Consider the following 12,414-nt stretch of genomic DNA (forward strand, 5'->3'; position numbering starts at 1 on the left):
TAGTCATTTAGTCATTTAGGATGTAAGCAGTGAATAAAGTTAAAGGCTTTACGTTGATAGAGTTAGTTGTTGTTATTGTAATATTAGGTATTCTTTCTGCAACTGCTCTACCAAAATTTATTAATTTGCAAAGTGATGCACATGCTGCTGTTGTTTCAGGTACGGGTGGTGCTTTTAAAAGTGCCATATCATTAGCACATATAAAATGGCTCGCGGGTGGCCATAGTGGACCAGTAGATAACCTTGATCTGTATGGTACCGGAACAAGTTTAATGGATATGAATACTTTTGGTTGGCCTGCTCAAAGTTGGTTTCCATTTGAAGCAAATCCTCAGCTTAACAACACAGCAGACTGTATATCTGTGTGGGAAGCTGTTTTGGACACTAACTCTCCCACGGTAGCAACTAATACAACGCAAGATTTTCAAGTAACGTATAGTGCCAATAGTTGTACATTTACTTACTTTGTAGAGTCTGAGTATTCTATCTTTTATAATTCTCTAAACGGAGAAGTAACTATAGATGTTTCGCTCTAATCAAGTAGTAAGTAAATATTAAAAATCAAGGAGTAATACACATCACAAGTCGTTAAGGCAGGACAAATAACAGTTGGCTATTTACTCGTGCCTCGCTTATTTTAGCCAACATATTATTTGCCTCTTAACGAGGAGTTATCGATACAAAAACTAATCCGAAATCAACTTTAGCCTTTTAGTGCTAATGTCATCTTTGTAGCAAAAGTGATCATTGCAAAAGCCAATAACTTTAGCCTTTTTTCTATAGATGTTAAGTCTAAATGTATTGGGTATGGTTATGGTTATTAAGAAGACCATAAAAAAACACTGAACATCAAGATGCTCAGTGTTTTAAATTTAACAGCTACTTTATTGAGTTAACGCTAGAAAAGATTAAACATCATCTTCAATGTTATCTATGCCTTTTGTGCGTTCTATACTCTCAAGCTTGTGATGAATAGCCGCTTTAATCATCATATAGGCACTGATAGGTGCAGTAAGTAATAAAAATAGCGAGATCAGTATTTCTTTTACGCTAAACCCTGTATGAGTGGTACTAAAAAAGATCATCGCAGCAGTTAGCAAGGATGCCATGCCGAGTGTTGTAGCTTTAGTGGGTCCATGAAGTCGCATAAAAAAATCTGGCATTTTTACTAAGCCAATAGAGCCAACGAGTACAAAAGAGCCGCCAATTAATAATAATATTGAAATAATCCATTCTACCATAACTTACCCCTTACTCTATAATATCGCCACGCAGCAAATACTTACATACCGCAACAGTACTAACAAATCCTAACATAGCGATTAACAGCGCTGCTTCAAAATATAATGCAGTGCCCATACTCATACCGTATAAAATGATCAAGGCGATTGTATTGATATACATCGTATCGAGTGCAAGTATTCTATCGGGTATAGAGGGTCCCATTAATAAGCGCCATACATTTAATAATAACGACAAACCTATCATAGCAAAAACAATTGAAATCACAGTTTCTAACATTGAAACATCTCCTTAAGAGGCGCTTCATAACGTTGTTTAATCATTTTTATTAAGGCCTGTTCATCTTTAAGATCTAAAACGTGTATTAGCAAAAACTGTTGTTCAAGCTTTTCACCTTCACTTAAGCTTTCTCTCCAAGGGTACACTTCGGCACTAACAGTGCCTGGCGTTAATGACACAGTACTTGCCAAAATAGTAATGGGTAAACTGTGTGTTAAGTCTAGTGGTACTTTAACAAACCCAGGTGTTAATTTTTTAGTGGGCCCTAATATTAAAATAGCAACCTGAACATTCGCCGTAATAATGTCATATAAAACCAACGCTAAATGGCGTAACGCTAAACCAGGCTTAATAATGATGGGTTGCTTTGTTCTAAACGGACTAGTCACCAAAGGAATGACTATCGCTAAAGTAGTAGCTAAGAAAATATGCCCTGCTGACAAGCTGTTATTTAACACCAACCAGACAGTAAATAGTACCAAACTCATTAAAGGAGCGGGTAGCCATTTAAATCGTGTTTCTAATCGCATTACTGTCCTCCTGAAAGGATAAGTTTAATATTGTTATTAAAATCATGTAACTGGGTAGCTGCACCAATGGCATACTCACTTAATGGTCCAGCAAAAATAGTCATTAATGGTGGGCCAGAGATGAGAATAAGCAACGCGACTAATTGCGCTGGATGAACACGTTCTTGCTTAGTATCAGTGGTTATTTTAGCATGATGATGCCAAAACAACGTGCTACCTGCTTTAGACACAGCAAATAATATAGCTAAACTTGCAAAGAGATATATTGGCCAAAACACTAAGGTATATTCAGCATTTAAAGTTGCTTTAAGCAGCCATACTTTTCCAATAAAACCAGACAAAGGTGGCATACCTATCACCGCAATCGCTGCAATTAAAAAACAAGCGCCAAGCAACTTCGGCTGAGAAACAGCAGAGCCTGCAGAAATACGGTCGGCAATATCACCACGCTGGCGGCCAATTAAATCAGCTAAAATAAAGAGTGCTGCTGTAACCAACGTTGAGTGCACTAAGTAATAGATAGCTGCGGAAGTTGCTTCAATAGTTTGTACCGCAACTAATGCAACCAAGGTCCCCACCGACACAATCACCAAATTTGCGATTAACTTTCTTAAATCTTTACTGGCTAAAACACCTACCGCGCCCATAGCAATGGTAGCAATCGCTAACCACCACAACCAACTTTGCGCCATATGAGTTAATTCGCCTGCTTCATCACCGAATATAAGCGTATAAACACGCATCATTGAATAGACGCCGACTTTTGTCATAATGGCAAATAATGCAGCGACAACAGGCATTGCTGTTGCATAAGTATTGGGCAACCACAAATGTAGTGGTAACAAAGCGCCTTTTAAAGCAAATACCACCAATAATAACATCCCACCTATTTTGGCTAAATAAACATCATCACCTTGTAAAAGTGCTACTTTCTGAGCCATATCAGCCATATTTAGTGTGCCTAATACACCATATAAAATCCCTAAAGCAATCAAGAAAATCGCTGAACCAACCAGGTTAAGGATCACGTACTGCAAAGCAACTCGGGTATTTTTTTTATCTCCACCATGCATTAACAACGAATACGAGGCGATAAGTAAGACTTCAAAAAAGACGAATAGATTAAAAGCATCACCGGTTAAGAATGCGCCATTGACCCCTAAAATTAAAAAATGTACAAGTGGATGAAAAAAACTCCCTTTATCATCATCTCCGGCACTCGCATATAACACACAGACAACACCGAGCAATGTCGTTAAACACACTAATAATGTTGAAAGGGGATCAGCAACAAGTACAATACCAAAAGGTGCACTCCAATCGCCGATAGCATAAACCTGAGTACCATCAGCTTGGACTTTGAGGAGTAAAGCCAATGAGACGGCAAATGTAAAAACGCTCAGTAAGACAGAAGCCACTCTTCGAGTACTTTTATTGGAGCCAAAGGGAGGCATCAATAAAATAACACCCGCGAGTATCGGCAATAAAATCGGTAAAAAGGTCAAATTCTGGATCATACATTTACCTTTTTATCTTTTTCTGGCTGGCCATCTACATGGTCACTGCCTAAATCTGCTCGCCCTCTAATAGCTAAAATAACCACGAAGGCAGTCATTGCAAAACCAATAACTATCGCGGTTAACACTAAAGCTTGTGGCAATGGATCGGTATATTCTGAAGAAGTTCCAAGCACCGCCGCATTATTAATACTAAGTCGCCCAGATGAAAACAGAAATAAATTAACCGCGTAAGAAAACATTGTTAACCCTAATACGATAGGGAACGTTCTAGAACGTAAGATTAGAAATACGCCACAAGACACTAAAAGCCCAACGCAGGATGCGTAAAGTAATTCCATTAAGTTTTCACCTCTTCTTTAGGCCCGTTCGCTAATTGACCGAGACTTGCCAATATCATTAATGTCGCACCTACAACTGTAATATAAACACCCAGATCAAAGATCAGTGCACTGGCAAGTTCAATTTTACCAATGATGGGAATATCGAAATAGTCAAACCAAGTAGTCATAAACGGCCTACCAAAGAACCAGCTACCCACACCAGTAAGTGTCGCAATAGCAATTCCTGAGGCAATAATTTTCCGATAATTAATCGTTAAACGAGTAGATATCCAGGCTGAGCCATGTGCAATATACTGTAAAATAAAGGCAACTGAGGTCACTAAACCTGCAATAAATCCACCACCGGGAAGATTATGACCACGTAAGAAAATATAAAACGAGATCATTAATGCCAAGGGGAGTAATGACTGAGAAATACTGGCTAATAAAATAGGGTAACGTTCTTTCGCCCATAGTCGCCCTTGACTATCCCTAACAGGAAGAAGTAACGGTAGGTTGATTAAAAGCTTATAAATACCCAGCGCAGCAATACCTAATACGCAAATTTCACCTAAAGTGTCAAAGCCACGAAAATCAACCAAAATCACATTAACAACATTGGTACCACCGCCACCTGTTTTAGCATTGGCTAAGAAAAATTCTGATATTGACTCAAGTGGGCGAGTAATTAATGCATAGCAAATACTCGCGACCACAACCCCTAAAGCCGCAGAGATACCTAAATCGCGTACCACACGCGTAGAGCTAGACTCTTTGGGGGAATGCTGTGGTAAGAAAAACAAGGCCAACATCAGTAAAACAATAGTGACGACTTCAACCGTTAATTGCGTTAAGGCTAAATCAGGTGCTGAGAAGCGAGTAAACACGACAGACACCATCAAACCGACAACTGATATCATCAACAACGACACCACTCTTGCACGATACCAAATCACCGTACTTATTGCGCCAATCATTAATAATGCTGCGCCAATTGCGTTATGAAGATCAATGGGCGTCAATTCTTTTTGCCCGCCGAGTTGGTGCATTTCAAATAATGGCCAACCAGCAAAGATTAAAACAAAAACAAACATCAACATTAGATAACGTTGTAAAGAACCATTTTCTATGTCGTTTATTTTTCGCTGACTCCACTTTGTAATGAGATATATACTGTCATCAAAAGTCTTCTTGGCGTTCAAGCTAGGCATAGATGCCTGAAATTGAAATAGATAACGTCGCTGGGTATATATAAATAAACCACCGATTACTGCTATAGCACTCATCAAGAGTGGCAAATTAAAACCGTGCCATAACGCAACTTTAAATTCAGGAACATATCCACCGAGTACGGCAAAAGACGCTGCTTTTAAAATATCATCAATAATAAAGTTAGGAAATACCCCGACAATTAAACATAAAGCGACCAGTATTTCGATAGGCACTCGCATATAACGCGGTGGCTCACTGGGTTGTTTAGGTAAATCAATAGGGTCACCATTAAAGAAAACATCGTGAATAAAGCGAGCTGAGTAAGCGACAGCTAATGCTCCTGCAACGGTAGCAAGTACAGGTATAAGCCAAGACATTGACCCAAGTAATTGTTGGTGCAATGTTTCAACAAAAAACATTTCTTTAGACAAGAAACCATTTAACAGCGGTACACCCGCCATCGCGGCCGCAGCAACCATGGCTAACGTCGCCGTATAAGGCATAAATCGCCACATACCGTTAAGTTTCCGCATGTCACGCGTACCCGTTTCATGGTCAATAATACCCGTTGCCATAAATAATGAAGCTTTGAATATGGCATGATTGATTATATGAAAAATGGCGGCAACAGCGGCAAGCTTAGTATCCAAACCGAATAATAAGGTGATTAACCCTAAATGACTGATCGTTGAATAGGCTAACAGCCCTTTTAAATCATGTTTAAATAACGCAATATAAGCGCCGAGTAACATGGTAGTTAATCCGGTTAAACTCACCAGAATAAACCATATATCGGTTCCCGCTAATGCAGGATAAAAGCGCGCTAATAAGAAAATCCCAGCCTTTACCATAGTAGCAGAATGTAGATAAGCACTTACCGGCGTTGGCGCAGCCATAGCATGAGGTAGCCAAAAGTGAAAAGGAAACTGTGCCGATTTTGTAAAAGCGCCCAATAAGACTAAAATTAAAGTGATTTCATACCAAGCATGCGCTTGAATAATTTCTCTGCTCGCTAATATCGCATCTAAATTATAACTACCAACGATATTACCCAGTAAAAGCAAACCCGCCAGTAATGCTAAACCACCACCACCGGTTACGATTAAGGCCATAATTGCGCCCTTACGTGCCTCAGGTTTATGCCACCAATAGCTAATTAACAAAAACGAACTAATACTGGTTAGCTCCCAAAAAAACCAGAGCTGAATGATATTATTCGACATGACAATACCAAGCATCGCTGTCATAAATAACATCAAATAAGCATAGAGCTTGGGCATAGAATCTTTACTACTGAGGTAATAACGGGCATAAAAGATAACTAATATGCCTATTCCTAAGATCATAAATACAAATAACAGCGCTAAGCCATCTAAACGAAAGGCGATATCTATACCTAGTAAAGGGATCCAAGAGATTGTTTCCCTAATAACTTTGCCAGCAAAAATAGCTGGCGCTAAGCTAATTGTCATGAATAATGCAATGATCGGCATTAACAACGTCAACGCAGTTGATTGATTACGTGTTAATTTTCCCGTTCTTGAGGAAATAATACTGCCGAGTAACGATAGCAGGGGTATCCAAAGCAAAGTCATAGAGTAAGCCTTTTTATTTTTATTATTATTTTTATAATGAGAAGTAATGACATCGGAACATAGACATAATATGTCGCCAAGCTAAATTTAACAACAGTATCTCCTTATAAAAGTGTAATTGAAATTAATTTAAAGCACTTTAGTATAAACTGAATAAAAGTTAAACGATGAATATTCGGAAAAGCATTGTTTATTCGACAATTGTTTGATTATCAACCACAGTGCATTGGTTAATAAGAGAATAGTCGGTATAGTGTTAATTTACTATATAAATAGAAGACTTACCATAATGAAAAAATTAGATGATATAGATTTACGCATTTTAACCATTTTATATCGCGATGCTGATATCACTAATAAAGAGTTAGCTTCTCAAATAGGGGTGGCACCTTCTACGTGTTTAGAGCGTGTAAAGCGTATGAAACATAAAAATATAATTACCGGCGCTTGTATCGAGATTGATTTCAAAAGTTTAGGTGGAAATATAGAAGCCATTGCCGCTATTCGTTTGCAGCCCTATTCTGAAGATATTGTTAACAACCTTCGCGACGATTTACTTAAACTTCCTGAAATTGTTAGCTTATATCACATGGGCGGCAGCTATGATTACTTCATTCATATGTCAGTTAAAGACAGTGAACATTTACGACAGTTTGTCTTCAATGCAATTACCTCAAGAGACGAAGTAACCACCGTAGAAACCTCCCTTATTTTTGAGCACAGTCGCAGCGGGGTATTGCCCAACTTTGATGATGAGGACTAATCAGTCTAAATCATTATACAATCGTGCTTTAACGCTAGAAGCCTCGTTTTAAAGAAGGCTTCTATTTATAATAATTATTTTTCAAAGTCTATGCTTTCAAAATAGAGTGGACTTATTGTGCCGCAATTGAGGAACTTATACAGCAGTTCAGTTTCTTTTGGCACAGCTACTGAAGTACGAAAACGTGGCAAGCACCCTGCTTCTACATCAATATTTAGTATCTGTGAAAAACTAGGTGCTTTTTGAATTTTATGAATATAAATTTTATAATTCTTTTTCAAATCAACAACGTCATACTCTTGCTGATTACTTGAATCCTTTATATCGTCAAGTTCACGAACGTATAATTTTTTAGCAAAGGTTAAGGGTATATTTTCATAAACCAACATCCCCCCTCGAGAAAAATGCCCTGCGTATACGTCAGCCATAATGACTATTTCCTCGCCTCGCATCAAACGTTGCAAATTAAAAGTTTCGGCTTTTATCGTCGTTAATTGCCCATCACGTACGGTTTGCAAAAGTGCTAAATTTTTATTCTCAATTTTATATAATAACTGCACATTACTTGGTCTGTCATATGTTGTCATCACCGAAGCATATATAGCAGAGCGCTGAACAAAGAGCACCATATTATGTTCACCCATAAATGAAGGATCTATTGGCGGTAACTCTTCAACTTCTTCATTAGCAAAGCTGGTTGAATTTAATATAATTAAGAGTAAAACAAGTAAAAGTCTTTTCATTAAAGTTCGCTCGATAAAATGTATTTGACGTTAGACCCAAACGAGTGCTTGGTCTAATTATAAAAGGTGATTATAAACCATCTATAAAAAAAGGCTAAATGAATTAACATTCAACAAATTTCTTTTAAAAAATACAGCACTATAAATATAAAGTGGCTAATATCGTTGCTTATCAGTCTTTGAACGCTTTGTTTTAACTATCCTAATTTGTTTATCATGCTTTTCGTTTGAACGCTTTGTTTTAACAATCCTACTTTGTTTATTATGCTTTTCGTTTGAACGCTTTGTTTTAATGACCCTACTTTGGTTATCATGCTTTTTGTTTGGACCTTGTCTTTTAGAACTAATTGAAGTATCAACAGAACGATAAGTATGCTGCTTGGCACTTTTCTTATCGATGTTAGTGGCAAGCTGTTTGGGCCTTTCTTTATTTACAGTTCGACTCGCTCGGTAAACCTTTTCGGCTTTAGTTTTTTTAGACTGATTAGAAGATCTGTGCTGTCTTGTTGTCGGCTTTGATACAGGTTTTGAAAAAGTGTTTGTCGCCTTGTCAGTTATACGGTTTACTCGTCGAGCGCTTTCATTGGGCTTGTGCCTTATGGTAGATAGAGCTCGCTTGGTATTACCTTGTAGCTTATTGTGCACGACAGCATGATTTCTATTGCTAGATTCGCTGCTCCTTACTCGCTTGTCCTTATACTTAACGCGAGTATGCTTGTTTCGATAAGCCACACCTTTACGGTGAACGGGCTGGTGTCTCCAACGTTTAGCATAGCCACCATTAGCAATTAAGTGACGAGGACGCTGTTCATAGTAGCGATATGAAGAACGACGAGTATTCGCTACAACCACCTGGCGATTATGCCAATGAAAAGCACTAAAAAAATAATCAAACGAAATATGAACGCCAGCATGCCAATAGAAAGGATTGGAGCGACTTACATAAACACTACGCTGAGGTTGCCAGTAAATAGGAGGATAAGATGACCAATGCCAAGCACCATAAACCATGCGTGTATCATAATACGGCACATAAACAATCTCCTTCTCTCTTGCTTCAATAACAATATTACTGTCTTGATAGCTAACCTCCATATTATCCATTTCACCCAGGTTTCCGGCAAGTAGAGCTTGCTTTCTTAACCGTTGAATACTTTCTAATAATATCGACTCATCTTGTAAAAAAGCATCACCGAGCTGTTGAGTCCAGGTTAAATTTTCACTCAGTCGGCTAAGAATACGCTCAAAAGCCACTAATGCTTTAACACTGGCATCCCAATTAAAATCTTTTACCGCTTGAGCCACTTGCTCAGTATTTAGCCTGGTGTTTTTCTTTAGCCAGCGATGGGCTTCGATTATTTCAATAGGATAGGTAGCAGCAATTAAAATATGAGTTAATAAGCTGTCGGGATAAAGTGCAATGGGTGCTAGCATTTGTGCTAATTCAGCTTCACTAAATAGCTGCTGCTCTTGTTGCACTTGTTGCTGAAGCGCTGACTGTGAAGGCTGGTACTCAGCGTACAAGTTAAAGCTAACTAAGGCAGCAAAGCTGAATAAAAACGTGACTTTTTTCATCGTTATAATCCTTATGACTAATTCTAGAACACAAAGATAACAACACTAAACTGAACGTAACCTGAACAGCTTCCTCGGTTATTTGTTAACAAAGCTTACAAAGGTTTAAAAGACCAGTGTAAAAACAGCACCATTCAGTGTTGTTGAGTTGCTGATGGTTAATTGGCCTTGATAACTACTGACTAAATCATTAACAATAGCTAAACCAATACCATGACCGGCTTGATAGGTGTCTGCTCTGCCACCACGCGATAAAATAATTTCGCGTTGAGATGCTTCGATACCCGCGCCATCATCGGCAATTTCAATCGTTAATATTTTTGCAGAACTAATCACACTAATGGCAATTTTCTGCTTAGCCGCTTTACAGGCGTTATCGAGAAGATTTCCTAAAATCTCCATTAAATCGGCTTCATCACCCTTAAATATTGCACTTGCATCAACATTGACGGCAAATGATAAATTCTTATCATGATATATTTTCGCTAACGTGCTGATCAGCTTGTCAACTACGGGCTTAATTTTCACGCCTAAATGCCATGAAGACTGCCCGGCACTTTGAGCTCTTTTGAGTTGATGTTCAATAATGTTATTAATTAATGTTAGTTGTTCACCAGCGCTTGCTGAAATATCCTGTTGGCTTTGAATAACGGCCAGTGGATTTTTAAGGCTATGCGCTAAGTCTGACAAGGCATTACGATAGCGTTTTCGTTGGTTTTCTTCCAATGCCAGTAAGGCGTTTAGTTGCTGTGTCACCGGTTGTAATTCAAGAGGATAGTTGGCGTCTAAGGCTTTCTTTTGCCCTTTCTCTATATGCTCAAGCTCTTGAGATAATACGGTTAATGGTTTTAAGGTCCATAACAACCAGAAAATTTGTACAAAAACAAAGACAACCATTAATGCCAGCAACCATGCCCATAATGTTTTTTCAAAGTCATTGAGGGCGTTTAACAAGGCTCGCTGGTCTTTTATCAGGTGCAGTGTTATTTCAAAGTCTTGGCCGTTATCAGAAAAACTCGCACTAAAGCTATAAAGTAGATGAGGTCTGTCCGCTAGGTTTATCTTTGAAATCAGTGTTTGCCCAACATCAGGCGATGGTAATACCGCCGTTAGAGACAAGGTCAGCAGAGATTGTGATTGCCAAAGTATTTTGTTTTTTATCGCACCTATTTGCGTTTCTTTTGACCGTTTGGTAATTAAGGCATACAAGCCTGATTGGTTAATATTGAATTGGTTTTCTAGTAAGAGATCTGGCATTAACAAGAGATTATTTTCAACTTCTGCCACAGTAAAAATAGAATAACTATAGGCTTTTAACTCGTTTTTCAACGCTACATTTAATTGCCGTTCAAAGGCATTCGATAAGGTTAAGCCAATAATAGGCAGCATCACTACCGTCATCGCTAACGTACTTAATAATAATCGAACTTTTAAAGAGTTCATTTACTTGGTATATCCACGTGACCTCATTAATCTAACCGCTTTAATTTATAGCCATGGCCGCGCAAGGTTTCGATAAAACCATAACTATTATCTGGGTCGAGTTTTTTTCTTAAGCGCCTGATAAATACTTCAATAACATTTGAATCGAGATCGAAGTCTTGGTCATAAATATGTTCAGTCAGTGTTGCCTTTGACGTCACTTCGTCAAGGTGAAGCATCATATACTCAAGTAACTTATATTCTGAACTACTTAACTTTATTGCCTTATTATCGACTTCAACCTGCAAGCTTTTGGTATTAAGACTTAACGGGCCATTCTTTATTAATGGACTTGCTTGCCCTGCAGAACGCCTGATCAGTGCATTTAAGCGGGCGAGTAATTCTTCAGCTTGAAAAGGTTTGGTTAAATAATCATCGGCTCCAGCATCTAAACCAGCCACTTTATCTTGCCAACTATCTCTTGCAGTTAACACCAAAATGGGAAAGTCGATATTTTTTTCACGCAGAGATCTAATCACACTGATACCGTCTATTATAGGTAAACCAACATCTATAATAGCAGCGTCGTATGGATATTCTTGCCCTTGAAATAAGCCTGTTTCGCCATCACTCGCCACATCGACTAAATAATGAGCGGCAGTTAAGTGGGCATATAGGTTTTGCTGTAAAGCAATATCGTCTTCAATAAATAACAACCGCATAGTGATCACCCTCCATTAATCTTCCCTGTCTTAGCATCAACATAAATAGAAATGATATGACCATCGGTTTTAATTAATTTTACCCGATAACCCGACTTTTTATTCTCAACTTTTAACACTTTTCCACCAAAACGACTTTTAGCTAATTTTGCGGCATCTTTACTACTTTTCACTTTCAACTGTTGCTGATTATTTTTTTGCATAGTACTTGCTGATACACCCGTTCCTTGAGCCATTGCATCAAGAGAAAGTATCGCGATAAAAAGAAAAACTAACGGTAAAGCAAATTTCATGGTTATTCCAAAGACGACGTTAAAAGAGTCTAACTATACATAGCCATAGCTTATTTAAAATTATATACCTTGGCAACTGAATATCAGCTGAACATTTCTTTAAAGCCGCTATATCGATTTTATAACGTGGAGGTAATTGGAGTTCCTGCTGATAAATCAACAGATAAATCAACAGATATATCAACAGATATATCAACA

At 38.1% G+C, this 12,414-nt stretch carries 13 protein-coding genes; 2 read left to right on the forward strand and 11 right to left on the reverse strand.

The window, feature by feature from the left end; translation table 11 throughout:
- Positions 1-29: 29 nt before the first annotated feature.
- Positions 30-536, forward strand: a complete 507-nt coding sequence (locus H4J67_RS18985) for a type II secretion system protein (protein ID WP_182176011.1) — start codon at positions 30-32, stop codon at positions 534-536.
- A 372-nt stretch (positions 537-908) separates the two neighbouring features.
- Here the strand turns inward: H4J67_RS18985 and H4J67_RS18990 are convergent, their stop codons facing one another.
- The 6 genes from H4J67_RS18990 to H4J67_RS19015 are packed head-to-tail and all read right to left on the reverse strand — an operon-like array spanning position 909 to position 6,698.
- Entirely contained in the window at positions 909-1,241 is a 333-nt protein-coding gene (locus H4J67_RS18990) for a Na+/H+ antiporter subunit G (protein ID WP_182176010.1), read from the reverse strand.
- A gap of 10 nt (positions 1,242-1,251) precedes the next feature.
- The gene (locus H4J67_RS18995; RefSeq protein WP_182176009.1) at positions 1,252-1,521 is read right to left on the reverse strand and encodes a K+/H+ antiporter subunit F; all 270 of its coding nucleotides are present in this window, start codon (positions 1,519-1,521) and stop codon (positions 1,252-1,254) included.
- Complete coding sequence (locus H4J67_RS19000; protein WP_070374295.1) at positions 1,515-2,051, reverse strand: Na+/H+ antiporter subunit E; 537 nt, start codon at positions 2,049-2,051, stop codon at positions 1,515-1,517. The genes H4J67_RS18995 and H4J67_RS19000 overlap by 7 nt, the downstream gene beginning before the upstream one ends.
- Positions 2,051-3,568: a monovalent cation/H+ antiporter subunit D gene (locus H4J67_RS19005; protein ID WP_182204692.1), complete on the reverse strand. Its 1,518-nt coding sequence runs from the start codon at positions 3,566-3,568 to the stop codon at positions 2,051-2,053. The genes H4J67_RS19000 and H4J67_RS19005 overlap by 1 nt, the downstream gene beginning before the upstream one ends.
- Positions 3,565-3,909, reverse strand: coding sequence for a Na+/H+ antiporter subunit C (locus H4J67_RS19010; protein ID WP_070374297.1), 345 nt, complete (start codon positions 3,907-3,909; stop codon positions 3,565-3,567). Before H4J67_RS19010 ends, H4J67_RS19005 begins: the two co-directional genes overlap by 4 nt.
- Positions 3,909-6,698 (reverse strand): monovalent cation/H+ antiporter subunit A, encoded by a 2,790-nt coding sequence (locus H4J67_RS19015; RefSeq protein ID WP_182176006.1) that lies wholly within the window; start codon positions 6,696-6,698, stop codon positions 3,909-3,911. Before H4J67_RS19015 ends, H4J67_RS19010 begins: the two co-directional genes overlap by 1 nt.
- A 289-nt stretch (positions 6,699-6,987) precedes the next feature.
- Between H4J67_RS19015 and H4J67_RS19020 the strand changes: the two genes are divergently transcribed.
- A complete protein-coding gene (locus H4J67_RS19020) occupies positions 6,988-7,461 on the forward strand; it encodes an Lrp/AsnC family transcriptional regulator (protein ID WP_070374299.1) in 474 nt (157 codons plus the stop codon).
- A 74-nt stretch (positions 7,462-7,535) separates the two neighbouring features.
- On the opposite strand, the gene H4J67_RS19025 is transcribed toward H4J67_RS19020, so the two are convergent.
- From H4J67_RS19025 to H4J67_RS19045, 5 genes are all read right to left on the reverse strand, one after another.
- Positions 7,536-8,204, reverse strand: coding sequence for a hypothetical protein (locus tag H4J67_RS19025; RefSeq protein WP_182204694.1), 669 nt, complete (start codon positions 8,202-8,204; stop codon positions 7,536-7,538).
- Between the two features lie 156 nt (positions 8,205-8,360).
- Positions 8,361-9,779, reverse strand: coding sequence for a DUF3300 domain-containing protein (locus tag H4J67_RS19030; protein WP_182204695.1), 1,419 nt, complete (start codon positions 9,777-9,779; stop codon positions 8,361-8,363).
- Between the two features lie 105 nt (positions 9,780-9,884).
- Positions 9,885-11,222, reverse strand: a complete 1,338-nt coding sequence (locus tag H4J67_RS19035; RefSeq protein WP_182204697.1) for an ATP-binding protein — start codon at positions 11,220-11,222, stop codon at positions 9,885-9,887.
- A gap of 26 nt (positions 11,223-11,248) precedes the next feature.
- Positions 11,249-11,923, reverse strand: coding sequence for a response regulator transcription factor (locus H4J67_RS19040; protein ID WP_070374303.1), 675 nt, complete (start codon positions 11,921-11,923; stop codon positions 11,249-11,251).
- A 5-nt stretch (positions 11,924-11,928) separates the two neighbouring features.
- A complete protein-coding gene (locus H4J67_RS19045) occupies positions 11,929-12,216 on the reverse strand; it encodes a PepSY domain-containing protein (protein WP_182176002.1) in 288 nt (95 codons plus the stop codon).
- Between the last annotated feature and the right edge of the window lie 198 nt (positions 12,217-12,414).

This window comes from Colwellia sp. BRX10-4 (genome assembly GCF_014077465.1).
GTDB lineage: Bacteria > Pseudomonadota > Gammaproteobacteria > Enterobacterales > Alteromonadaceae > Colwellia_A.